Source organism: Arthrobacter endolithicus (genome assembly GCF_026627425.1).
Classification (GTDB): domain Bacteria; phylum Actinomycetota; class Actinomycetes; order Actinomycetales; family Micrococcaceae; genus Arthrobacter_M.
This window is the reverse complement of sequence record NZ_JAPNLH010000008.1, coordinates 90,226-113,491: the sequence shown is the minus strand read 5'-3', so window position 1 is coordinate 113,491 and position 23,266 is coordinate 90,226. Positions and strand designations below refer to the sequence as shown.

22 protein-coding genes are annotated in these 23,266 nt (G+C 62.7%); 18 read left to right on the top strand and 4 right to left on the bottom strand.

Going from position 1 to position 23,266, the window contains the following annotated elements; genetic code table 11:
* The first annotated feature begins 264 nt into the window (after positions 1-264).
* The 4 genes from dnaB (at position 265) to OS914_RS09160 (ending at position 4,320) form a co-directional block, all read left to right on the top strand.
* The gene (gene dnaB / locus OS914_RS09175; RefSeq protein WP_267545755.1) at positions 265-1,650 is read left to right on the top strand and encodes a replicative DNA helicase; all 1,386 of its coding nucleotides are present in this window, start codon (positions 265-267) and stop codon (positions 1,648-1,650) included.
* A gap of 94 nt (positions 1,651-1,744) precedes the next feature.
* Positions 1,745-3,067: an MATE family efflux transporter gene (locus OS914_RS09170; RefSeq protein WP_267545754.1), complete on the top strand. Its 1,323-nt coding sequence runs from the start codon at positions 1,745-1,747 to the stop codon at positions 3,065-3,067.
* A 171-nt stretch (positions 3,068-3,238) separates the two neighbouring features.
* Positions 3,239-3,838, top strand: a complete 600-nt coding sequence (locus tag OS914_RS09165) for a hypothetical protein (protein WP_267545753.1) — start codon at positions 3,239-3,241, stop codon at positions 3,836-3,838.
* A 128-nt stretch (positions 3,839-3,966) separates the two neighbouring features.
* The gene (locus tag OS914_RS09160) at positions 3,967-4,320 is read left to right on the top strand and encodes a hypothetical protein (RefSeq protein WP_267545752.1); all 354 of its coding nucleotides are present in this window, start codon (positions 3,967-3,969) and stop codon (positions 4,318-4,320) included.
* A gap of 19 nt (positions 4,321-4,339) precedes the next feature.
* On the opposite strand, the gene OS914_RS09155 is transcribed toward OS914_RS09160, so the two are convergent.
* Positions 4,340-5,362 carry an N-acetylglucosamine kinase gene (locus OS914_RS09155; RefSeq protein WP_267545751.1) on the bottom strand — a complete coding sequence of 341 codons (1,023 nt, stop codon included), beginning with the start codon at positions 5,360-5,362 and terminating at the stop codon, positions 4,340-4,342.
* 59 nt (positions 5,363-5,421) lie between these two features.
* On the opposite strand from OS914_RS09155, the gene OS914_RS09150 reads away from it, so the two are divergent.
* The 5 genes from OS914_RS09150 to OS914_RS09130 all read left to right on the top strand — a co-directional run bounded on the left by OS914_RS09150 (position 5,422) and on the right by OS914_RS09130 (position 10,544).
* Positions 5,422-6,399: a MurR/RpiR family transcriptional regulator gene (locus tag OS914_RS09150; protein ID WP_267545750.1), complete on the top strand. Its 978-nt coding sequence runs from the start codon at positions 5,422-5,424 to the stop codon at positions 6,397-6,399.
* Positions 6,392-7,147: an SIS domain-containing protein gene (locus OS914_RS09145; protein ID WP_267545749.1), complete on the top strand. Its 756-nt coding sequence runs from the start codon at positions 6,392-6,394 to the stop codon at positions 7,145-7,147. The genes OS914_RS09150 and OS914_RS09145 overlap by 8 nt, the downstream gene beginning before the upstream one ends.
* A gap of 94 nt (positions 7,148-7,241) precedes the next feature.
* Complete coding sequence (ngcE, locus tag OS914_RS09140) at positions 7,242-8,657, top strand: N-acetylglucosamine/diacetylchitobiose ABC transporter substrate-binding protein (protein WP_267545748.1); 1,416 nt, start codon at positions 7,242-7,244, stop codon at positions 8,655-8,657.
* 97 nt (positions 8,658-8,754) lie between these two features.
* Positions 8,755-9,651, top strand: coding sequence for a carbohydrate ABC transporter permease (locus OS914_RS09135; RefSeq protein ID WP_420713916.1), 897 nt, complete (start codon positions 8,755-8,757; stop codon positions 9,649-9,651).
* Positions 9,652-9,752: 101 nt separating this feature from the next.
* Positions 9,753-10,544 carry a carbohydrate ABC transporter permease gene (locus OS914_RS09130; protein ID WP_267545813.1) on the top strand — a complete coding sequence of 264 codons (792 nt, stop codon included), beginning with the start codon at positions 9,753-9,755 and terminating at the stop codon, positions 10,542-10,544.
* A gap of 66 nt (positions 10,545-10,610) precedes the next feature.
* On the opposite strand, the gene OS914_RS09125 is transcribed toward OS914_RS09130, so the two are convergent.
* Positions 10,611-11,201 carry a CGNR zinc finger domain-containing protein gene (locus OS914_RS09125; RefSeq protein WP_267545746.1) on the bottom strand — a complete coding sequence of 197 codons (591 nt, stop codon included), beginning with the start codon at positions 11,199-11,201 and terminating at the stop codon, positions 10,611-10,613.
* Between the two features lie 109 nt (positions 11,202-11,310).
* Here OS914_RS09125 and OS914_RS09120 point away from each other — a divergent pair, with 109 nt between their 5' ends.
* The 3 genes from OS914_RS09120 to OS914_RS09110 are packed head-to-tail and all read left to right on the top strand — an operon-like array spanning position 11,311 to position 13,741.
* Complete coding sequence (locus OS914_RS09120; protein ID WP_267545745.1) at positions 11,311-12,291, top strand: EamA family transporter; 981 nt, start codon at positions 11,311-11,313, stop codon at positions 12,289-12,291.
* 43 nt (positions 12,292-12,334) lie between these two features.
* The gene (locus OS914_RS09115) at positions 12,335-13,432 is read left to right on the top strand and encodes a WD40/YVTN/BNR-like repeat-containing protein (RefSeq protein ID WP_267545744.1); all 1,098 of its coding nucleotides are present in this window, start codon (positions 12,335-12,337) and stop codon (positions 13,430-13,432) included.
* Between the two features lie 12 nt (positions 13,433-13,444).
* Positions 13,445-13,741 carry a MoaD/ThiS family protein gene (locus tag OS914_RS09110; RefSeq protein WP_267545743.1) on the top strand — a complete coding sequence of 99 codons (297 nt, stop codon included), beginning with the start codon at positions 13,445-13,447 and terminating at the stop codon, positions 13,739-13,741.
* Positions 13,742-14,190: 449 nt separating this feature from the next.
* Here the strand turns inward: OS914_RS09110 and purB are convergent, their stop codons facing one another.
* Positions 14,191-15,642: an adenylosuccinate lyase gene (gene purB, locus OS914_RS09105; protein WP_267545742.1), complete on the bottom strand. Its 1,452-nt coding sequence runs from the start codon at positions 15,640-15,642 to the stop codon at positions 14,191-14,193.
* Positions 15,643-15,856: 214 nt separating this feature from the next.
* Between purB and OS914_RS09100 the strand changes: the two genes are divergently transcribed.
* Both OS914_RS09100 and OS914_RS09095 read left to right on the top strand, forming a co-directional pair.
* Positions 15,857-16,192: a hypothetical protein gene (locus OS914_RS09100; protein ID WP_267545741.1), complete on the top strand. Its 336-nt coding sequence runs from the start codon at positions 15,857-15,859 to the stop codon at positions 16,190-16,192.
* On the top strand, positions 16,189-17,877 hold the full coding sequence (locus OS914_RS09095; protein ID WP_267545740.1) for a hypothetical protein: 1,689 nt from the start codon (positions 16,189-16,191) through the stop codon (positions 17,875-17,877). The genes OS914_RS09100 and OS914_RS09095 overlap by 4 nt, the downstream gene beginning before the upstream one ends.
* Here the strand turns inward: OS914_RS09095 and OS914_RS09090 are convergent.
* The gene (locus OS914_RS09090; protein WP_267545739.1) at positions 17,874-18,302 is read right to left on the bottom strand and encodes a phage holin family protein; all 429 of its coding nucleotides are present in this window, start codon (positions 18,300-18,302) and stop codon (positions 17,874-17,876) included. The two genes, OS914_RS09095 and OS914_RS09090, sit on opposite strands and share 4 nt — an antisense overlap.
* A 75-nt stretch (positions 18,303-18,377) precedes the next feature.
* On the opposite strand from OS914_RS09090, the gene hisC reads away from it, so the two are divergent.
* From hisC to OS914_RS09070, 4 genes are all read left to right on the top strand, one after another.
* Positions 18,378-19,499: a histidinol-phosphate transaminase gene (gene hisC, locus OS914_RS09085; protein ID WP_267545738.1), complete on the top strand. Its 1,122-nt coding sequence runs from the start codon at positions 18,378-18,380 to the stop codon at positions 19,497-19,499.
* Positions 19,500-19,646: 147 nt separating this feature from the next.
* Positions 19,647-20,852, top strand: a complete 1,206-nt coding sequence (gene pdhA, locus OS914_RS09080) for a pyruvate dehydrogenase (acetyl-transferring) E1 component subunit alpha (RefSeq protein ID WP_267545737.1) — start codon at positions 19,647-19,649, stop codon at positions 20,850-20,852.
* Positions 20,849-21,823, top strand: coding sequence for an alpha-ketoacid dehydrogenase subunit beta (locus OS914_RS09075; protein ID WP_267545736.1), 975 nt, complete (start codon positions 20,849-20,851; stop codon positions 21,821-21,823). Before pdhA ends, OS914_RS09075 begins: the two co-directional genes overlap by 4 nt.
* Before the next feature lie 15 nt (positions 21,824-21,838).
* Positions 21,839-23,248, top strand: a complete 1,410-nt coding sequence (locus OS914_RS09070) for a dihydrolipoamide acetyltransferase family protein (protein ID WP_267545735.1) — start codon at positions 21,839-21,841, stop codon at positions 23,246-23,248.
* Positions 23,249-23,266 lie beyond the last annotated feature (18 nt).

Here is a 23,266-nt window from a genome sequence, read left to right as displayed (position 1 = left end):
ACATTTGTGACAAAGAATTTTTGATATCCACAGGGTTCTCCCCAGCCTGTGCACAAGACACGCCGCCCTATGCACAAGTTATCCACAGGGTAGGTGTGCACTGAGGTTGGCGCCCGTGCCTACAGGGTCTACCGTGGCTGAGGATCCAGTCCACGTACGTCAGCGTGTCGGTTCCCAATGGTAGGAAGAGGTATCCGCGGTATAGGTCGGCAGCGTGCCGGTTGACGGTCCACAGACCGGCGCGGCACGAAAGGGGCTTGACCGATGTCAGCAACGAATACGGACTCGGTGGGAACCCTGCGCGAACCGGACTTCGCCCGGACGCCACCACAGGACCTCGTGGCCGAACAGAGCGTTTTGGGTGGCATGATGCTGTCCAAAGACGCCATCGCAGACGTGGTCGAGGTACTGCGCGGCAATGATTTCTACCGTCCCTCCCATGAAAGCATTTACGAGGCCATTCTTGACCTCTACGGGCGCGGCGAACCGGCGGACGCCGTCACCGTCGCCGATGAGCTGACCAAACGCGGGGAAATTGGCCGTATTGGCGGGCCGGCCTACCTTCATCAGCTCATCCAGTCCGTCCCCACCGCTGCGAATGCAGGATTTTACGCGGAAATTGTCGGCGAGCGGGCGGTACTGCGGCGCCTGGTTACGGCCGGAACTAAGATCGTCCAGCTTGGTTATGCCAACGACGGCGAAGTCGAAGACATCGTCAATGCCGCGCAGGCCGAGGTGTATGCCGTCGCCGAGCGCCGGACAGCGGAAGACTACGTGGCCCTCAAGGACGTGATGGAATCCACCGTGGATGAAATTGAGGCGTCCGGGCACCGCGGTGAAGGCATGACCGGAGTGCCCACCGGGTTCTACGAACTCGACGAACTCACCAATGGACTGCATCCCGGGCAGATGATAGTCATCGCGGCCAGGCCAGCGGTAGGAAAATCCACCTTCGCCTTGGACTGGGCGCGTTCGGCTGCGATAAAGCACAATTTGCCGACCGTAGTCTTCTCATTGGAAATGGGCCGCAACGAGCTCGCGATGCGCCTGCTCTCGGCCGAGGCCACGATCAGTCTGCAGGACCTGCGCAAAGGAACCATCAAGGACGATCAGTGGTCAAAGATCGCCACCACAATGGGCAGGATGAACGATGCACCGCTCTTCATTGATGACAGCCCGAACATGTCCCTGATGGAAATCCGTGCGAAATGCCGCCGTCTGAAGCAACAGCACGGGTTGAAGCTGGTGATTTTGGATTACCTGCAGCTGATGTCCTCAGGCAAAAAGGTTGAATCCCGTCAGCAGGAGGTCTCCGAATTTTCCCGCGCGCTCAAGCTCCTCGCCAAGGAGCTTCAGGTACCTGTCATCGCACTCTCGCAGCTGAACCGTGGTTCGGAGCAACGGACCGACAAGAAGCCGATGATTTCCGATCTCCGCGAGTCCGGCTCGATTGAGCAGGATGCTGATATGGTGATCCTGCTGCACCGCGAAGACATCTATGACAAGGAATCCCCCCGGGCCGGGGAAGCGGATGTCATCGTGGCAAAACACCGTAACGGTCCGACCAAGACAATTGTCGTTGGATTCCAGGGCCATTATTCCCGGTTCTCCAACATGGCCGTTGACTCTGCGGGCACTGGTTCCTTCTAGGGTCAGGACAGGCAGCTCGTGCTGCGCGAGGTCCGGGCGAACATCGCCGTTCTCGAGGTGCAGGATTCCGCACTCTGACCGCTAGCATTGTCCGATGCCCCAAATGACCATCAGCCGCCAAATTCTGCAGCTGGCCGTCCCGGCGTTTGGTGCCCTGATTGCGGAACCGTTGTTTTTACTGGCCGATTCGGCGATTGTCGGACACCTTGGGGTGGACCAGCTGGCCGGCGTCGGACTTGCGGCCACCGTGCTGCAGACGGTCGTCGGGTTGTTGGTTTTCCTGGCGTACTCGACGACCCCGGCCGTTGCCCGATTGCTCGGCGCCGGACGGCTCGCTGACGCGCTTGCGGTGGGTCGGGATGGACTCTGGCTGGCGGTGTTGCTGGGCATCGGTCTTGCCGTTGCCGGGTCTACGCTTGCCGTACCGGCGCTGGGATCGTTCGGAGCCAGCGGCCCTGTCCTCCGGTTCGGCGTCGAGTATCTGCGTTTTTCCATGCCGGGGCTGCCCGCCATGCTGTTGGTCTTGGCCGCGACGGGCGTGCTGCGCGGCCTGCAGGACACTAGGACACCGTTGCTGGTGGCGGGCGTGGGCTTTATGGTCAACATTGCCTTGAACGTGCTGCTGGTGTTCGGGCTCGGTCTCTCCGTGGCCGGCTCGGCGCTGGGGACCAGCATTGCGCAGTGGGCAATGGCGGCTGTCTACCTCGTTATCGTGGCCCGGGCTGCCCGGCGTCACGGGGTAGGGCTGGCTCCCGATTGGGCCGGGATCCGTGCGGTATCGCGGGTGGGAAGCTGGCTGATGCTGCGCACGCTGAGCCTGCGGATTGCCATCCTGGCCACCGTACTGGTGGCCACGGCACAGGGGGCGGTAAATCTGGCGGCGCACCAGCTGGCCATGACGATCTTCACGTTTTTGGCATTTGCGCTGGACGCGCTGGCGATCGCGGCGCAGGCTTTGGTGGGCAAGGAGCTCGGGGCGGAAAATGTGCTCCGAGTCAAGGCGCTGACCGGCACTATGGTGCGCTGGGGGATGGTGTTCGGTGTGGGAACAGGGCTGCTCCTGCTGGCATTGGGTCCGTGGGCCGGCTGGCTGTTCACCCCCGACCGCCAGGTTCATGCGGCTCTTGCGGCGGCTCTCCTGGTCCTTGCGCTTGGGCAGCCGCTGGCCGGGCTCGTGTTTGTGCTGGACGGAGTGCTGATCGGCGCCGGGGATGCCCGCTACCTGGCGCTGGCCGGCGTGGCGAATCTGCTGGTTTACCTGCCACTGCTGTTTTGGGTGTCAGCCGCGGCAGGAGCCGGGCCGGCTGCTCTGGGCTGGCTGTGGGCGGCTTTCGCGCTGGGCTACATGGCAGCCCGCGCGGCGACGCTCGGGCTGCGGGCGCGGAGCACCCGCTGGGTGCGCGCCGGTGCACGTTAGCTGTCGCCGGAACCTTCCCGCCGTCCCGGAATTTTCCAGACCCGCACTCCTTCCACCTTGTGCTCGTCGACCTGGTCCTGGTCCCGTCCACGGCAGGCCCCCGCAGCGGTACTGCGGGGCGGTAAGATCAATCCGATCCGGGTGGACGGCCGTGGCCGGTAAACTGGCACGGTGACTGAACATTCCGCACCCATTGTCCGGCCCGGCGCTGGCGCGCCGGCGCAGCCATTGTCTCTGTGGAAGCCGGTGCTGGTGCGCGCCCTGGTGTGCCTGGTTTTCGGCGCGGTCACAGTTTTCTGGGCGAAACCAAGCGTGGCAGAAACCGGCGTGGCCGTGGGGCTGTATTTCCTTGCAACTGCCGCGGCGCAGGTGATGCTGCTGCGCCAGCTGCGGTTCCCCAAAACAAATAAGACCTTAATTGCGCTGGCGCTCCCCGCTGGATTACTGGCTGCCTTCGGGCTCAGCTTCCTCGTCAATGCCAGCGTGGAATTCATGGTTTTCACCGCTTCAATGGCGCTGTTCCTGCTTGGACTCGGTGAGGCGTACCTGGGGATGAGGAACCGCCGTCGGCACCTGCTGGCGCGGGACTGGCTGACCACCGGCGTCGTCGGCGTCGGTACGGCAGTCGTCCTGCCGTTCTTCACTGCGCTGGGGCCGCATGCACTTCTCGGCGTCCTGGGGGGCGGGGCCATCATCACCGGGGCCCTGCTCCTACTGGCGGCGCTGACTATCCGCTTCGACGCAGCGAAGCCGGCGCAGGCCGTAAACTAGAGATGTAGGTGTTCTACTCTGCGTAGAACTTCGAGCGTGGAATCAGGTGAGTCGCATTGCCTGTCCAGCACCTCATGCGCTCAAATAGCTACCATTCCGGCGGTGCCGGTATAACAGGAGGACTTGACGTGGCGGAGAAAACACCAGGAATACCGGGGGAACCGCGGATCTCGGTGAAGGCACCGCTGGGCTTCTCCGCGCTCCTGGGACTGATCGCGGGCGTCGTCACGCTCATCGTCTCCAGCGGCGGGACGGCCCATACGCCGCGCTGGGATTTGGGGGCCATTGCGTTTGGCGTGGCCTTCATCGTTTGTCTTGTTGTCGCTGCAATGTTGTCCATGAGTTTCAAGGAGAACGCCGAGCACCTGGGAAAGGGCTCCGGCGTGAACCGTACGTCCGCCGAGCGTTTGGCGCAGAATCAACACAACCAGAAGCTTCGCGACGACAAGCGCGGGAACGACGGCGGTCCCCGGACACCGTAGACATCGCTTGTCAGCCTGCTCAAGGGTTCCGTAGGCCGGCGAGCGTTTCGTGGATGCGGACAAACATGGCAGCGTCGACGATGGAGCCGGCATGTCTTAAGGCCAAGACGGCAGCGCCTGCGACGCCGTCGAGGACCCTGATTGCGTTGCCGCCAGCAGCAGCTTCCACGCTAGTACCGAGAGTCGAATGCCGGCCCAGGATGCTTCCGCCAAAGATGAGGGGCCCCTTTACGGCAGGTGCTGCAACAGCGCCCAGGGTGGCGGAGAGGGCGCCGGCTGCGCGGGCGAGAATGTCCTGCGCGACGGCGTCAGCGCAATCAGCCACGGCATCAAAAGCAAGCGGTGCGAACCGTGAAAGCTCGACGGGGACAAGGGCGTAGATGGCATCGACCAGCTGTTGTGCGGCGGCAGTACGGCCCTGAAAAAACGCAGGTATTCCTGGGTCAATGCCGAGCACCGCCAACAATGCGGCACAGAGCGACGTCTGCGGCCCGCGGCCATCCAGGGCGGCCGAGACGGCGCGGACAACTTGATGGCCGATCCAGAAGCCTGACCCGGAGTCGCCGAGCAGCCACCCCATGCCGTCTGCTACGGCATCGAGCCGTCCGGCACTGATCCGGGCCGCTATTGCCCCTGTTCCGGCTACCAGAGCATAACCCCGGGTGTGATAGGTGCCGGAAAAAAACGTGGCTAAAAGATCAGATTCCATCACTAGGGCACCCTGCAGACCCAGCTCTTTGAGGCCGTCACGGAACATTTCCGCGGACGTCCGCACGGACGCGCCGGCCATCGCGATGACCGCGGACGAGTAGCCCGCTGCGCCCGGACCTAGCGGTTGAGCCGCGCGTTGGAGCGCGGTCCTCAGTGACGCCCGCACCGCTGGAATTCCACTGGAGACGGGGTTTCCGCCGCCCGCTTTCCCATAGCCGAAACAGGCACCGGTGCGGTCCAGGATGACGGCCCGGGTGGAGGTGCCGCCGGCATCAAAAGCGACAATCTGCTGCATCGCTACCTTTTTCGTGTCGCGATTGTGACTTGACACACAGTCATCCTGAGAATAGTTTTCAAGGAACGGCTCCAATCAAGAAACGGATTTTCACTATGTCAACGTTCACTCCCCAGCCCACGGCTGGCACTGCTGTGGGGATCGTGAACCGCATTCAGGCCAAACTACCCGAGATGTCGGCAGCCATGGGGAAAATCGCCGCATATCTGTTGGAGCATCCGCAGGCGCCCATCCAGCTTTCCATCATGGAGCTGGCGGAGCACACGGGAACGTCCGCGGCCACGGTGACACGTTTTTGCCGGCTCTTGGGCTACAGGGGTTACGTGCCCTTTCGGGTCGCTATTGCCGGGGACGCGGGCCGCAGCGACGCCAGAGAATCGTGGAAGGTGGACATCGGCCGGGCGTTCGGCCCGGACGATGCCCCGGAGGACGTGCTGAGCACCTTGGTTAATGCCCACACCCGCTCGCTGCGTGAAACGGCAACAGTGATGGATATGGCGCTGATGAACCAGATTGCACGCCGCATAGTGCTGAGCACGCATGTGGATATCTACGGCATTGGCGGCAGCGCCGTGATGGCCAAGGAAATGCAGTCCAGGCTGTATCGGATCGGCATCAACGCCCATCACTGGTCGGAGGTGCACGCCGGGCTGACAAGTGCGGCAATTCAGGACAGCACCTGCCTTGCCATTGGTATTTCGAATACAGGGCGCACCGAGGAGACCATCTCGATGCTGCAGCAGGCCCGGCAGGCGGGTGCGCTGACCGTAGCGTTGAGCAATAATCCAGGTTCTCCGCTTGCAGAGGCTGCGGATCTGCAGATTATTACCGTCGTGCACGAGCAGTTTCTCCAGCCGGATGATCTCTCCGCCAAGCACGTCCAATTGTTGGTCCTTGACCTGCTGTACCTGCTGGTAGCTCAGCTGAACTTCACGAGGACCACCACCAAGCTGGCGTCCTCCGCACTGGCGGTCTCCCCGCACCGGCGGTCCAACCGGGCCGGGCCCAAGACGGACAGGAACGATCACCTGTATGCCGGCACCTCGCAAGGACAGGGACGGACCCATGTCTGAAGCCGTGGACAGCTATCTGTACGAAGTGACGAGCAGATTGGAGGCGCTGGCTGCGGAGGCCCGGACGGGGTCCTTGGACGGTGCAGTGGATTTGATAGTTACCGCACTGGACGCCGGCGGGGTGGTGCAGACCTTCGGGACCGGACATTCGGAGGCCTTCGCGATGGAGTTCGCGGGCCGGGCCGGAGGCCTGATTCCAACGAACAAGATTGCGCTGCGCGATGTAGTGCTCCGCGGGACCCGTGCGGTCGGCGCTTTAGCCGGCTCCTCGCTGGAACGCGATCCTGCCGTCGTCGAAGAGCTCTATGATATTTCCCCGGTCGGCGAAGCGGACGTGTTCATAATTGCCTCGAATTCCGGGGTGAATGGGTCGGTGGTGGGGCTGGCGCTGCTGGCCAAAAGCCGCGGGCATAAGTTGATAGCGGTGACGAGTATTCAGCACACGAATGCCGTCGAACCTCGACATCCAAGTGGTTTCCGGCTGAGCGATGTTGCCGATGTCGTTATCGATAACAAGGCTCCCTACGGCGATACCACACTCGAACTTTTCGGGGCCGGGGGTGTGGGCGCCGTTTCGTCAATCACTGCAGCCTTCATTGCGCAGCTGCTGACCATCGGAACCGCGCGTCGTCTCGCATCTTCGGGGAAAACACCCCCCATTTATATTTCAGCGAATGTCCCGGGCGGAGATGAACACAACAAGAGCCTCGAGGACCTCTACAAAGACCGATTCAGACGTGACGCCTAAGTCGTCAACCCACCGGAGCCGTCCGCGGCTGCGGACGAACAAAGCTGCAACCGCATCAACTCGTCCCGTACTAATAATGGAAGGCATTAAAACGATGAATATCCAGAAGAAAACTCTGCAACGGCGCGGATTCCTACGTGGCGTCCTGGCCGCAGCGGTCCTGGTTCCAGTCGCCGGCTCGCTCGCCTCCTGCGCCGGCGGTGGAGGCGGCGCGCCCGCCGCCTCCACCGCCGCGGGCCCGGTGTCTGATACCAACCCGTTTGGTATGGCGGACAACTCCACCATTGACGCCGTTATCTTCAAGGGCGGCTACGGCATCGACTACGTCGAGTTTGCCGGAAAGCTGCTCGAGAAGAACCATGCGGGGACGACCGCCAAAATCGCGCCCTCAACGGCCATCGCGCAGGAACTGCAGTCGCGTTTCGTCGGAGGTAACCCGCCGGACCTGATTGACAACTCGGGCGAAGGCGCCATGGGGTTCAGTGCGATCCTGGACCAACTGGAGGATCTGACGTCTGTTCTTGACGCCAAGAACCTCGAGGGTACGGTCATCAAGGACACCCTGTATGCGGGGGTAGAGGCGCCGGGAACCTTCGGCGGCAAGCTGGCTGCGGTGAACTACGCGCTGACAATATACGCCCTATGGTATTCGGCCTCGCTGTTCCAGGACAACGGCTGGACGGTCCCGAAGACCTGGGACGAGGCGCTTGCCCTAGGCGCCAAGGCCAAGGCCAAGGACAAGTACCTCTTTGTCTGGGGCAAGGAAGCGGCCACCTATTACCAGACCCTGGCCCTGGGGTCCGCCATCAAGGAAGGCGGCGACGAGGTCCGCCTGGCCGTGGACAACCTCAAGGATAAGTGCTGGTCCCATCCGGCCATCCAAAGCGTTTTCAGCGCCATGGAAAAGGCAGTCAAGGCAGGTTACTTCAAGCCCGGCGGCTCGGGCACCAAGTTCACCGCGGCGCAGGCACAGTGGAGCAATGACGAGGCGGCACTGCTTTACCCTTCCGGATCCTGGATTGAAAACGAGATGAAGGACCAGACCAAGCCCGGCTTCAAGATGACGGGTGCGCCGGAATTCACGGTCACTTCGGCGTCAAAAATGCCGTACGAGGCCATGCACAGCGCTGCGGGCGAGCCCTACATCGTTCCGTCCAAGGGCAAGAACGTTGCTGGCGGCAAGGAACTGCTGCGCACCATGCTGTCCAAGGATGCGGCCACCAACTTCGCCAAGACGAAGCTGGCTCCGAGCATCGTCAAGGGCACTGTCCCGGCCGACGGGTTCGGATCCACGGCCTTGGTCTCCCAGACCAAGCTGCTCGACGCCGCGGGGTCGAACATCTTCACCTGGGGTTTCGTTGACCTGTATGGAATGAACAAGGACCAGCTGGTGCTGTGGAACACCTTCCTGGACGGCAAATCTGACGCGGCGGCGCTTACTTCCGGCCTGCAGAAGATCACCGACGACGTGCGCAACGACAGTTCAGTGACGAAGATTGAAGTGAAGTGACGTGATTGATCTCAGTTCCCAGGTGCGTCCGGAGAGCGGCAAAACTGCCGCTCTCCGGTCCCGCCGGAAAAAGCTGACCTTTGACAAGGTCAGCTTTATGGTGGTTTTTCTTGGTCTGCCGCTGGCCGTTTACGCTATTTTCGTCATCTCGCCCTTCGTTCAGGCCGCGTACTACTCCATGACCGACTGGTCCGGATTCAGTGCGAACATGAACTTTATCGGCGTGGAAAATTACGTGAAGCTTTTTCACAACGCCACGTTTATGAAGGCGCTGGGCAACAACATCATTTTGGTGATTGTGTTGCCCATAGTGACCATCATCCTCAGTCTGATCCTGGCCACGCTGGTGACGGTCGGCGGCAGCAGCCGAGGACAGATCAAGGGTCTGAAGAACTCCAGCTTCTACCGCGTCGTCTCATTTTTCCCCTACGTGATCCCGGCCATCATCATCGGCATCATGTGGACGCAGATCTACGACCCGAGCAACGGTTTGGTCAATGGAATCCTGACCGGGATGGGGTTTGACGGATTCAAGTCCTTCCCGTGGCTGGGCGATGAACGCACCGCCATGATCGCGACCATGTTTGTAATCGTATGGGGCTTTATCGGTTTTTATATGGTGCTTTTTGTAGCCGCCATCAAGGGTATCCCCGCAGAGCTGTTCGAGGCGGCGAGGATTGATGGCGCCGGCCGCGTGCGCACCATGGTCAGCATTACGATTCCGCTGATTCGTGACAACATCCAGACGGCTTACGTCTACATGGGGATCCTGGCTCTGGACGCCTTTGTCTACATGCAGGTCATGAACTCCGGCGGGGGCCCCAACAACTCCACGCTGGTGATGTCCCAGCAGCTGTTCTCCACAGCCTTCACCAAAAACCAATTCGGCTACTCCAGCGCAATGGGCGTGGTCCTGGCGGCCGTGACCTTGGCGTTCTCCGGGCTGGTGTTCCTGGTCAACCGGTTGACCGGCGGAAAGGATGAAAGACGATGATCTCAACCAAGGAGACCGTCCACACTGGGAGTTCTGCAGCGCCGCCGAGGAAGGCGAAGGAGACCAAGGGCGACAAGACCGTCGCGGCCGTTTCACACACCATGCTCCTGATCTGGTCCCTGATCGTGATTCTGCCGCTGCTGTGGACCCTGATGACGTCCTTCAAGACGACAAGGGAAATCTTCGCTTCGCCGTTTTCGCTGCCCGAGCACTGGAATTTTGATAATTATGTTTCGGCCTGGACCACAGCAGGGATCGGCAGCTACTTTGTGAACACCATCATCGTGGTTGGCTTCGCGCTGGTCATTGTGATGGTGCTGGGAGCGATGTGCGCGTACGTGCTGGCGCGCTTCAAGTTCCCGGGAAGCCGCGGCATTTATTACCTCATGCTCGCGGGCCTGACGTTCCCGATCTTCCTGGCCATCGTTCCGCTGTTTTTCATCCTGAAAAACATCGGCCTGCTCAACACGCTCCCTGGCCTGATTATCGTCTACGTGGCGTTTGCGCTGCCATTCACCGTTTTTTTCCTCTTTTCCTTCTTCAAGACCCTGCCCGATGAGATCGGCGAAGCGGCGGCCATTGACGGAGCAGGGGAATGGCGGACTTTCTTCCAGGTCATGCTGCCCATGGCGAAGCCCGGATTGGCGTCGGTGTTGATTTTCAACTTCCTCGGACTGTGGAATCAGTTCCTGATCCCGGTGGCGCTCAACACCAATGTGGGGCACTACGTCCTTTCCCAAGGCATGGCGGCCTTCGCGTCGCAGGCCGGCTACGCGGTCAACTTCGGTGCATTGTTTGCCGCCGTCGTCATCACCGTTGTTCCGGTACTCATCGTCTACGTCATCTTCCAACGGCAGCTACAGGGTTCTGTCTCCGCGGGGACCAATAAATAGCCGGTTCGATCGGGTTCCCACCGGCGGGCAGAGCAGGGTTAAGGACCTGGCTGCCCGCCGCTCTGGCTAACTTTTGCCGGACATACGACGGCGGTACGCGGCCACATGCGTGCGGTTCGCGCAGTTGCCGGTATCACAAAACCGGCGGGAACGGTTCCTGGACAGGTCCAGGACTGCGGCGTTGCAGTCACTAGCCGCACAACACCGTAGCCGGTCCAATTCCTTGCCACGGATGACATCCACCAGTGCCATGGCTGCTTCTGTGCCCATCCGCAGGGCCAAGGGTGCCTGCGGTGTTGTGGCATGCAGATGCCAATCCCACTGGTCGTGTTTGACCAATTGCGGCAAGGCCCGGGCGTTGGCGAGCAGCAGGTTGGTCAGCCGGACTGCCTCGTCTTCCGGCGCCGTCCAGATCTTCCGGAGTTGAGCCCTGAGCTGACGCACGGACCGTAGCTCGGCGACGCTGTGTGTCCGCGAACCGGAGAACTGCTGCTGGCCAACAAAAACATCCAGATCATGAATTGTCATCAATGCATCCGCAGCCCCCTCGGAGAGGGAAACGGCTGCCTCGTTGCTGCGGGGGACGTGGACGGGCGCCGTGTTGATGAGCGCAGCCGTGGACCCCAGGGCGATCTCCGTGTCATGACTAAAGATCACCTTGACTCCTGTCTATGGCGGGCCGTAATGTCATGAGCCTACACTGCTTTACACCTGACAACACCTGTCTTCTCGGCGCTGTTCAGTACTCAACTGGGAGAAACCCCTGATGACTGCAAGCACAACCCGGCATTCTGGCTCCGCGGCGCTGCCCGCCGCCCTGATCTCAGCCGCAGCCTTTGCGCTCTCCGGGTCTTTCGCCAAATCGTTGTTTGAGAGCGGGTGGTCTCCAGGAGCTGCGGTTGCCGTCCGCATCGGCGGGGCCGCCGTCGTCTTGTTGATACCGGTGATCGTGACCCTAATCAGGCGCTGGAGCCTGGTCCGCCGGTCACTGGGAAGGGTGGCCCTGTATGGCATTGTTCCCATTGCCCTGTGCCAGCTGTTTTATTTTAACGCCGTCTCGCATCTTTCGGTGGGCGTCGCCCTGCTGTTGGAGTACCTCTCGCCGGTGCTACTGGTGGGCTGGGTCTGGTTGCGGACCCGGGCCGCGCCGCGGTTCCTGACGGTGACCGGCGGACTGTGCGCGATGGGCGGCCTGGTTCTGGTTCTGGATCTTGCGGGTTCACAGAAGCTTGATGCCGAGGGCGTTCTCTGGGGGCTGGCTGCCGCGGTCTGTTCCGCTACATTCTTCATCATGTCCGCCCGGGCGGACGACAACGTTCCACCGGTGCTCATGGCTGGCGGCGGTATGGCCGTGGGTGCGGTGCTCATCTTCGGGCTGGGCGCCGTCGGCGTCATGCCGCTGACATTTTCTGCAAAGGATGCCGTTTTTGCCGGCCATGCGGTCAACTGGCTGATCCCGATTCTGGGCCTGGTGCTGGTGACGACGGTCTTCGCCTATGTTGCCGGAATCATCGCTGTCCGTGGATTGGGAACGAAGGTCTCGTCTTTTCTGGCGTTGTTCGAGGTGCTTTTTGCCGTGATCTGGGCCTGGCTGCTGCTGGGCGAGCTTCCCCGTGCCATCCAACTGCTGGGCGGCGCGCTGATCGTCGGTGGCGTAGTCCTGGTCCGGGTCGATGAGCTCCGTGGTCCCGGACATCCGGAACTGGACCACGCCAATGATCTCGAGCCGCTGCCGAACGCACGCTGAAAAAAACGTTGCGCTTGCCTCCGTGTGGTGGTCGAATAGTGCAATGGCCAACGCTGCGAGTGTGCTATTAGCTATCGGAACCAAGAAGGGCCTGTGGCTGGGCACCAGCACGGACCGCACGCACTGGGACCTCACCGGTCCGCATTTTCTGATGCAGGAGATTCCCAGCATCGGCATAGATACCCGCGGGGACCGTACCCGCATCCTGGTGGGTACCCGCTCCGAGCACTGGGGCACCACGGTGCTGCATTCGGATGACTTCGGTGCCAGCTGGATCGAACCGGAGCGGGCGGCAATTTCCTTTCCTGCGGATACTGGTGCGGCGCTGGAGCGGATCTGGCAGCTGCAGCCCGATGCCGCCAGCCAACCGGGTGTGGTGTGGGCTGGATGTGAGCCGATTTCGGTGTGGAAATCCACTGATGGCGGTGAACACTTCGAGCTCAACCGGGGGCTGTGGGACCACCCGCACCGCACCCAGTGGGGTGCGGGCTACGGCGGGGCAGCCGCACACACCGTGTTGCCTAGCCCGGCGGATGCGCAGACCATCCATGTTGCCATGAGCACCGGGGGTGTGTACCGCAGTACCGACGGTGGGGACTCCTGGCAGGCGCGGAACCAGGGGATTTCGGCTTACTTCATGCCCGACCCGCTACCGGAATTCGGGCAGTGCGTGCATAAGATTGCCCGCGATGCCGGACAGCCGGAGCGGCTTTACGCGCAAAACCACCACGGTGTGTACCGCTCCGACGACAGCGCCGACAGCTGGTCCTCCATTGCCGGGGGGCTGCCGGCCGATTTCGGGTTTGTCATGCTGGCCCATCCATGCCGTTCGGGCACGGCATGGGTGATCCCGATCAAGGCCGACGGCGAGCGGATCCCGCCGGACGGGAAGCTTGCCGTGCACCGGACGGACGACGCCGGCGAGAGCTGGACCCGCGCGGATTCCGGTCTCCCGCAGAACGAATACAACGCTGTGCTGCGGGACGCCGCCGCCACCGACACGGCGGAGCTGGCCGGGGTGTACTTCGGAACGCGTGACGGGTGCGTCTATGCCAGTGCGGATGAGGGCAGCACGTTTACAGAAGTCGCTTCGCACCTGCCGGATGTGCTCTGCGTCCGCGCCGCCGTCGTCACCGTCTAGTTCGGATATGCAATGAGCGGCGTCGCGGATGTGCTGGTGCGGGTTCCCAGTCTGCTGCGCCAGTTTACCGATGGCCACGAGGAGCTGCTGCTCACCGTGGAAGGGCCGATTACCGTCACCGCCGTGCTGGACGTGATCGGTGCCCAATTCCCGTTCTTTAACCGGCGGGTGCGGGATGAGACTGGTGCGCTGCGTCGCTACGTGAACATCTATCTCGGCTACGACGACGTGCGCCGGCTCCGTGGGACGGACACTACGGTGCTGCCCGGGCAGGAACTAATGATCATTCAATCTGTGGCGGGCGGATGACCGGCGCGGAGCTGCGGTGAGTGGGTACTTGTGCCCCTAAACCCTGTGACCTAAGGGGCAGATGTACCCACTCACCGGGAGGGGAGGGGTGGGTACATGGGCGGACTATGCCTTGAGCGCCCGGGGCCAGCTCCGGTGATCAGAAGCTCACGGCCCTGCACCAGCTGCACCGGCATCGCCATGGTGTGGGTTGTCATCCCCAACCAGGACACAGCGGCCCCGTGCAGCCAACCGCGCCAGTCCGTCCAGTACGGTCGGTTCCGCTCCGCCTGTCTCTAACCGGTGCGGGCCTTTTGCCGGGTGCGCAGTGTAGGGTGGCTCGTCCGGCGCAAGGGCCGCGCTACCGAACGAGTTGCTCTCCGGCCGCGCGCCCCTCGTCTTGCCGAGTGGGTAGATCTGCCCCTTGGCGCGGGGTTTTATGGGGCAGATATACCCACTCAGCTGCAGGTTCAGTCCTCCAGGTGGTTCACCAGGCCTTCGGCGATGCCGGTATAGCTGCCGGGTGTGAGGGCCAGCAGACGTGCCTGGGCATCTGCGGACAGCCCCAGACCGGAGACGAACTCCTGCATTCGGGACGCATCAACGCGCTGCCCGCGGGTTAGCTCCTTGAGCCGCTCGTAAGGGTTTTCCATGCCTAGAACTCCGGCGATGGCCTCCGCCCGCATCACCATCTGGATCGCCTCGCCCAGGACCTCCCAATTGTGGTTCAGATCGTCGGCCAGGACGGCTTCTGCTGTATCCAACCGGCCCAAACCGCCCACCACGTTGCCGATGGCCAGCAGCGAATGCCCGAACGCCACGCCGATGTTGCGCTGGCTGGAGGAGTCGGTGAGGTCGCGTTGCCATCGGCTGGTGACCAGCGTGGCGGCGAGGGTATCCAGGAGGGCGCAGGAAATTTCCAGATTGGCTTCGGCGTTTTCGAAGCGGATCGGATTGACCTTGTGCGGCATGGTGGAGGATCCCGTGGCACCCGGCACCGGTACCTGCGCGAAGTAGCCGATCGAGATATAGCTCCAGACATCGGTGCACAGGTTGTGCAAAATACGGTTGAAGCGCGCTAGATCGGAGTACAGCTCGGCCTGCCAGTCGTGCGACTCGATCTGCGTGGTCAGCGGATTCCAGGTCAAACCCAGCCCTTCAATGAAGCTCCGGGAGACCTGCTCCCAATCCACCGAGGGCACCGAGGCATAGTGCGCCGCGTAGGTTCCGGTGGCCCCGTTGATCTTGCCTAAGTATTCTGTGTTCTCGATCCGCTTCAGCTGCCGTCCCAGCCGGTGCGCCATGACGGCGAGTTCTTTGCCCAAGGTGGTGGGTGTGGCGGGCTGGCCGTGCGTGCGGGAGAGCATCGGCACCGCCCGGTTTTCCTTGGCCATTTGCGTAATTTTGGCCACCAATGCGTGGGCCGCGGGCAGCCAGATATCCTGGACTGCGCCCTGAATGCCCAGCGCGTAAGAGAGATTGTTGATGTCTTCGCTGGTGCAGCCGAAGTGGACCAGCGAGGTCAGGTTCTCAATACCGATCGCCGGCAGCCTGCGGCCAAGGTAGTACTCCACGGCCTTCACATCGTGGACGGTGACCTTCTCCAGCTGCGCCAATTCCGCCACCGACGCGGCATCGAAATCGGTCACAATGGCGCGCAGCTGGGACTTTTGGGCAGCGCTGAGCTCCGTGGTCCCCGGCAGCAGTTGCTGCGTGGTGAGGTGGATCAGCCACTCCACCTCGACGGCCACCCTGTCCCGGTTGAGGGCCGCTTCGGAAAGATAATCAACCAGCGGCGCTACGGCACCTTGGTAGCGGCCATCGAGCGGCCCCAACGCGATGCGCTCATCGGCAGCGGCCAATGAGAGACGTCCCGAAGGCGTGCGGGCGGCGGATTCAATAGTGACGGCAGATTCAGACATGCCGCAATTCTTTCATGAAGTCCGCTGCCGGCTGCTGCCGGCCGCCGCAGTGACAACGCCTTGGCAGTGGAACGGCCAGGCACGCGCCCGCAGAAGGCAACGGTCCCTGCACAGCGATTCAGGCGGGAAACTTGTCCGCACCTGAGCGCCAGTCTCTGGCGGCGGGTCCGGCGAGGCCCTAGCGTCGCAGGTAACGCTCCAATCGGGAGGCAAGATGATAACGACGGCGGCACGCTCGGCACTGCTGGCCGACGACGTCCAACGCGTTGCCGGCGAACTGTCGCGGGCGTCCGCGGTCATGGACGAACTGCGCCTGCGGGTGCACAGCGCCGGGCAGCTGCGGTGGGAATCGCCGGCTGCCGCGGCGTTCAGAGAGGTTTTGGCCCACCAGGAACGGCAGATGCAGGCCGCGGCGGGAATGCTGCTGGACTCCGCCGCCATGCTGGCGCGGTACGCAGCACAGCTACGTGCGGTAGCACTGGAGGCATCCTTGTGTCATGTAAGCCCGGATCCCTTCGCAGGGACAGGCGGGCCGGGACTGCTGCGATGACCCAACGCATCGGGGAGTCAGCGGCAGATCCGCCGAACGGCGAATCCGGCAGTCCCATGCCTGCGGACAGGGTGCCGTCACCGTTTGTTCTGCCGGGGGAGCAGGTACGGCCCACAGCGTTCCTGACTGCACCGACCGGCAGCTACACCGTACGGGGAGGAGCGGGATCGGTCAGCTACGTGCTCGGCGAGATCGTCCTGGCCAGCGCGTCCCTGCAGCGCATCGCGGATGAAGTGGTTGGCGTGGAACAAGCAGCGGCCGGCGCGGTTCATCTTTTCGAGTCCGGTAGTCCGGCCGGTTCTCCGTACCCCTTCGGTCTCATGGCCGAACTTCGCAGTGCCGCCGCGGATTGCAGCACCTGCCGGATGGAACTGGAGGCCGTCGCCCTCGATGCACGGACGGCCTCCAGCCGCTATGCGGCGGGTGAAGACCGGGCACTGGCCCAATTGGACCGGGCGAAGGCGGTAAATTCGAACATGTCCGGTTGGCTGCTGCACGTTTTAGGGCTGCCGTTGGCTCCCATTGTTATCGGCAGTCAGGTGATCGCGATTGCCCGGGATGCCCGGCAGCGAGGCCTTCGCGACGTCATCCAAGACGCTGTAGGGCACCTTCCCGACTACCTCAGCGGCGTGCTCGGATTCCCGCTCCTACTACCGTCCCAGGCAATGACCGGGGCCGGGCGGACGGCGCCGCTGCCTCCGCCCGGTGTCGTTGCCGCCGTCGGGCTGCGGCATGTGATGGACTCCGAGGGGATCTTTGTGCCCGGCGTCCTGGAGCTGCAGCGGCTCCCCCCGGCACAATGGTCGCCGGAACAGCGGCCGCGGGCCGGGCCGGTTCCGGAGGCCCCCCGGACAACTGACGCTGCTGTCGATGCCGGGACGGCGGCCGATACTGCTGTGGGGACGATGGCACCGACTCTGCACGATGCGCTGGCCGGTTCCAGGGACGCCTATCAAGTGGCCCCGGCAGCAATCGTCATCAAGCGGGTGGATCGGGGCAACGGCACCGTCGCGTGGATAGCAGACTTACCGGGAACGGAGCAGTGGTGGCCGCTGGACGGCGCCAATCCGTGGGATGTCGAGGGGGACCTGGAGGCTATTACCTCCGCTCAGCGTGCCGAGTTCGCGCAGCGGCAGGTTCTGGTGGAGGAATGGGTGAAGGCGGCACTTCGTGATGCCGGGGCAGCGGCAGGGGACGCGGTGATGCTCAACGGGCATAGTGGAGGAGGAATCCATGCCGCCGCGATGGCAGCCAACCCAGCCTTCCTCGCTGAGGTCAATGTGCGGATTATCAACATTGCCGGCGCACCCGGAGCGAATCAACACGTGCAGCCCGGGGTCCAGGTAATGGATCTGGAAAATGAGGATGACATCGTTGCGGCCGCAGATTTGGCAGCGCCTCCGGAGACGGCGGACTGGGTGAGCGTCACCACCGGCCGGCGCCCGTTTAGTTCGCTGACCAACCCCGGGAAGCTGGTGGCCAGTGCGCACAGCCTGGATCACTACCTTCACGACGCTGCTGGGCTGGACAGCAGCCAAAACGTTTCGGTATTGGCGCACAAGGAGGCGCTGCAGCAGTTTCTGGGACCCGCGGCCCTGAGCGGGGTCGTGAGCTACCGCAAGTACGTCTATCAGGGCACCGACGTGAACCGGAGGAAAAGGGACACCGGGCAAAAACGGGACTAGCTGCTTTTGCTGATGCTTCGTCGGTTGATGCCGGTGAGCGCGGTGGCGACCATTGAAACCACGCTGATGACAATGGCCGCAAGCACAGCGGTCCATAAAAAGGTGTCGATGGTGAAGTGAACGGGCGTGTACCCGCTCAACCAGGAGGTCAGCCACAGCATCGCGGCATTGATGATGATGGTGAACAGGCCCAAGGTGAGGAAGGTGATCGGCAGCGAGAGCAGCCTGACAATCGGCTTGACCAGAGCATTGACGATGCCGAAAATGAGTCCAACGGCGATGAAGGCCAGGACCGTGGCCGCCGTGCTGTTCCCGGGCACCAGCCCGTCAGGTCCGCTGGAATAAATCTGCAGACCGGGGAGTAGTGCGCTGGCGATCCACAGCGCCAGCGCGTTGATCAGGACGCGGACAACGAATTTACCCATCCGTCATAATCCCACATCGGGCGGGGATACGATATTGGCCGGCAGCGCCACAGATCCCGGCGATAAGCTGGAACCATGACTATAGAGAACCCCACCGCCGCTGCTGTGGTTCGTCCCCGCACTGTCGTGGGCACACTGCCTAAATATGCCGCCGGCAAACCGGCCGCCGTCGTCGAGGGCCTGGAGAGCTTCAAGCTGTCCTCCAACGAAAACCCGCTCGGTCCCGTCCCGGCGGTGTTGGACGCCGTGCGCTCGCTGGCGGACATTCACCGGTATCCCGATTCCCTCAGCACCAGCCTGCGGGGTGAACTGGCCGAGTTTCTGGCTGTTCCAGCCGATGATATTGTCACCGGTGCCGGCAGCTTGGGCGCGTTGAACCAGCTGCTGTCCACGTTTGCCGGTCAGAACGACGACGGGCGCCCGGACGAGGTAATTTATGCCTGGCGATCCTTCGAGGCGTATCCGATAAGTGTGGGACTGGCCGGCGCCGAGAGCGTCAGGATCCCGCTGAAGGCGGACGGCACCCACGATCTGCAGGCGATGGCGGCGGCCGTGACCGAACGGACCAAGGTGATTTTGCTGTGCACGCCGAACAACCCCACGGGTCCGGTACTGTATACGGCCGAAACGGAACGGTTCATCGACTCCGTCCCGGCCGATGTCCTGATCGTGATAGACGAGGCGTATATGGAGTTTGTCCGTGCTGAAAATGCCGTTGACGGAATCGCCATGTACCGCAAGTATCCCAATGTTGTAGTGCTGCGGACTTTCTCGAAGGCGCACGGCTTGGCAGGGCTGCGCGTCGGATATTCGGTGTCGCGGCCGGAGCTCACGCAATATCTGCGTGTCGCGGCCACACCCTTTGCCGTCTCCTCGCTCGCCGAGCACGCCGCCGTTGCCTCGTTGCAGAACTACGCTCAAGTTGTGGAAAGGGTACAAAGCCTAGTTGACGAGCGGGACCGGGTGACAGCCGGACTCAGAAGCCTTGGCTGGGAGATTCCGGATGCACAGGGCAACTTTGTCTGGCTTAATCTGGGGGACAACAGCGCCGGGTTTGCTGCCCTCGCGGACCAGCGGGGGCTCTCGGTGCGTCCATTTGGCGTCGAGGGCGTCCGAGTCACAATCGGCGAGACCGAGGCGAACTCCCGTTTTCTGGAACTCTGTGCGGAGTATACAAAACCGCCGCGGCGTTCCTAGCGCTTAATAAATTCCCTGCGGACCCGGCTGCCGATACAGTGGACCGAAGAAATAGAAGGGTATCCGCGGGTCGGAAAAACATTCCGGTTTGAGCATATATCCCCAAAGATGGATCGACGTTGCAGCTGCGGCAGACGAGGAGAAGGTATGGGCGCTGCCCAGCTACCCAGTACCGAGTTTGAGGATTCCGACGTCGGCGACGCCCCCCTCAAGGACGTTCCGCCGGCGGATAACCTGGTACAGCTGCTGGGACCGGACGGCAGGCTCCGCTATGATGCGAAATTCAGTCCGTATATTGCGCGGCTGACGCCGGAGAAGCTGCGCAGTTTCTACCGGGATATGGCCACGGTGCGCCGCTTTGACCAGGAGGCCACTGCTTTGCAGCGCCAGGGTGAGTTGGCGCTTTGGGTCCCGTTGACCGGGCAGGAGGCCGCGCAGATCGGCTCCGGTCAGGCGACGGAGCCGCAGGATTACATCTTCCCCACGTACCGCGAGCATGGTGTGGCGCTGACGCGGGGTGTCGACTTGTCGCACCTGCTCAAACTCTTCCGCGGAATTTCCAATGCCGGCTGGAACCCGAAAGATACCAACTTCCACCTCTATTCGCTTGTTCTTGCCGTCCAGACACTGCATGCAGTGGGGTACGCGATGGGTATTCAGCGCGATCTGGCCGCCGACCCGGCGACGGAGCCCGCCGCCGTCGTTGCTTATTTTGGTGACGGCGCCAGCTCCGAAGGAGACGTGCATGAATCAATGGTCTTCGCCGCTTCCTACCAGGCACCGGTGGTCTTCTTCTGCCAGAATAATCACTGGGCCATTTCTGTCCCTTTCGAGGTCCAGTCCCGTATTCCGCTGGTGAACAGGGCCGGCGGCTACGGCTTCCCGGGGATCCGGGTGGACGGCAATGATGTGCTGGCCGTGCACGCCGTCTCTGAATGGGCCTTGGACCATGCGCGCTCGGGTCAGGGGCCGGTGCTGATCGAAGCTTTCACCTACCGGCTTGGCGCGCATACCACCGCCGATGACCCCACGAAATACCGCTTGGCGGCCGAAGAGGAAAAGTGGCGCGCCAAGGACCCGTTGATGCGGTTGGAAAAGTATCTGCGGGCCGAGAATCTTGCCGATGATGCGTTTTTCAGCTCCGTGAAGGACGACGGCGACGCCTTGGCCGCCTCTGTCCGCAAGACGACACTGGCCATGACCGTTCCGGACATTCGATCATCCTTCGCCAATGTCTACGCCCAAACCCATCCGCTGGTGACCGAGGAACTGGCCTGGTTCGAGAATTACGCTGCATCCTTCGCCGAACCCGGCACCGGATCCGCTGCCGGGAATGAAACGGGTGCGCCATGACGACCATGACTATTGCCAAGGCCATTAACGAAGGCTTGCGGACCACGCTGGCGGCTAACCCCAAAGCGCTGATTATGGGCGAGGATATCGGTGCGCTCGGCGGGGTGTACCGCGTGACCGAAGGGCTGAAAGCCGAATTCGGCGCGGACCGGGTCATGGATACGCCACTGGCGGAATCGGGCATCATCGGCACCGCCATTGGGATGGCCCTGCGCGGCTACAGCCCCATCTGCGAGATCCAGTTTGATGGCTTTGTCTTCCCCGGCTTTAACCAGATCACCACCCAGCTGGCCAAAATCCACACCCGCAGCAGCGGGCAGCTCAGCGCTCCGGTGGTCATCCGGATCCCCTACGGCGGCGGGATCGGGTCCATTGAACACCACTCCGAGTCCCCGGAAGCGCTTTTTGCCCACACCGCCGGGCTGCGGATCATTTCACCCTCCAACGCCCATGATGCCTACTGGATGATCCAGCAGGCCGTCGCTTGTCCGGACCCTGTCATCGTCTTCGAGCCCAAGCGCCGATACTGGCTCAAGGGCGAGGTCAACACCGAGTCGGCCGGTCTGGACGCCTTCTCAGCCCAGGTGCTGCGCTCAGGGACGGATGCGACCGTCGTCGCATACGGCCCGTTGGTTCCGGTGGCACTGGCCGCCGCGGAGGCGGCGGATCAGGAGGGTCACAGCGTGGAGGTCATTGATCTGCGCTCCATTTCCCCGATCGATTTCGATGCCGTCACCGCCTCGGTGGAAAAGACGGGCCGGCTGATCGTGGCCCATGAGGCGCCGACCTTCGGCGGCCTGGGCGGCGAAATAGCGGCGCGCATCAGCGAACGCTGTTTTTATGCTTTGGAGGCACCTGCCCTGCGCGTTGGCGGGTTCCACATGCCCTACCCCGTGGCACGGGTGGAGGAGCACTACCTGCCGGACATCGACAGGATCCTTGAGGCGCTTGACCGCGCGCTGGCGTACTAGGGAAAGGCGCGACGGATGTCCGCATTAAACACGTTCAATCTGCCCGACGTCGGCGAGGGGCTTACCGAGGCGGAAATCGTTTCCTGGAAAGTCAAACTGGGCGATGTGGTGGCCGTCAACGATGTCCTGGTTGAGATTGAAACCGCGAAGTCGATCGTGGAGCTGCCCTCGCCCTATGCCGGCATAGTCGCGCAGCTGCTGGTCGATGAAGGGCAGACGGTCGACGTCGGCACCGCGATCATCAGTATCGGTTCGGAGGCGGACGTTTCCGCAGCGCCAGCGCGTGGGTCAGTGTCCCCGGCAGCGCAGACGACCGCTGCCGCGCCCGGCCCTGCCGCCGAAGGGCACAAGCCGCTCGTCGGTTCGGGGCCGAAGGCCGACGCCGTCATACGCCGGCCGCGGAAAACCCCTGCCGCCCCGGGAGCCACCGCCGCGTCCGCGGCTGTGCCGGCGTCGGCGTTCGCGACCGTTCCGCCGTCGCCCGTTCCACCCGTTCCAACGTTCGCCGCGCCCGCCAACGAAGCAAGGGTGGCGCGCGTGCTGGCCAAGCCTCCGGTCCGTAAGGCCGCGAAGGATCTGGGAATCAACCTCAGCGACGTCTCGCCGACGGGGCTGCGCGGGGAGATTACCAAGAAGGATCTGCTCAGCTATCAGGATCAGCGGACCGCCGAGCAGGACGGCGCCGGAACGTTCTGGCAGTCCGCTCCGGAGCGCGGCCCGGATCCCGCGGCGGAACAGCGGATTTCGCGTATCCAGGTTAAGGGTGTGCGCAAAGCGACCGCCAAAGCGATGGTGCTCAGTGCCTTCAGCGCCCCGCACGTGAGTATTTTTGTGGATGTCGATGCCAGTCGGACCATGGAATTCGTCAAGCGGCTCAAGGCCTCGCGGGACTTCGAGGGCATCAAAGTCTCGCCGCTGCTGATCCTGTCCAAGGCGGTAATCTGGGCTGCCGCGCGCAATCCGTCGGTTAACGCGACCTGGACCGGGGACGAGATCATCGTGAAGCATTTCATGAATCTGGGCATCGCGGCTGCCACTCCGCGGGGGCTGATGGTCCCCAATATTAAGGACGCCCAGGATCTGTCGCTGAAGGAACTGGCTGTGGCGCTGAACGATCTGGCCAGCACGGCGCGCGCCGGGAAGACCCAACCGGCACAAATGGCGGACGGTTCGCTGACCATCACCAATATCGGCGCACTGGGGATCGATACCGGAACACCGATCATCAATCCGGGCGAGGTGGCGATTGTGGCGTTCGGAACGGTCAAGCTCAAGCCATGGGTCCTGGACGGCGAGGTCATCCCGCGCTGGATCACGACGCTGGGGGGCTCGTTCGATCACCGGGTGGTGGACGGTGACCTGTCTGCCCGGTTCATGGCCGACGTTGCCTCGATCATGGAGGAGCCGGCCCTGCTCCTGGATTGATCATCGCACCCGCTGGAT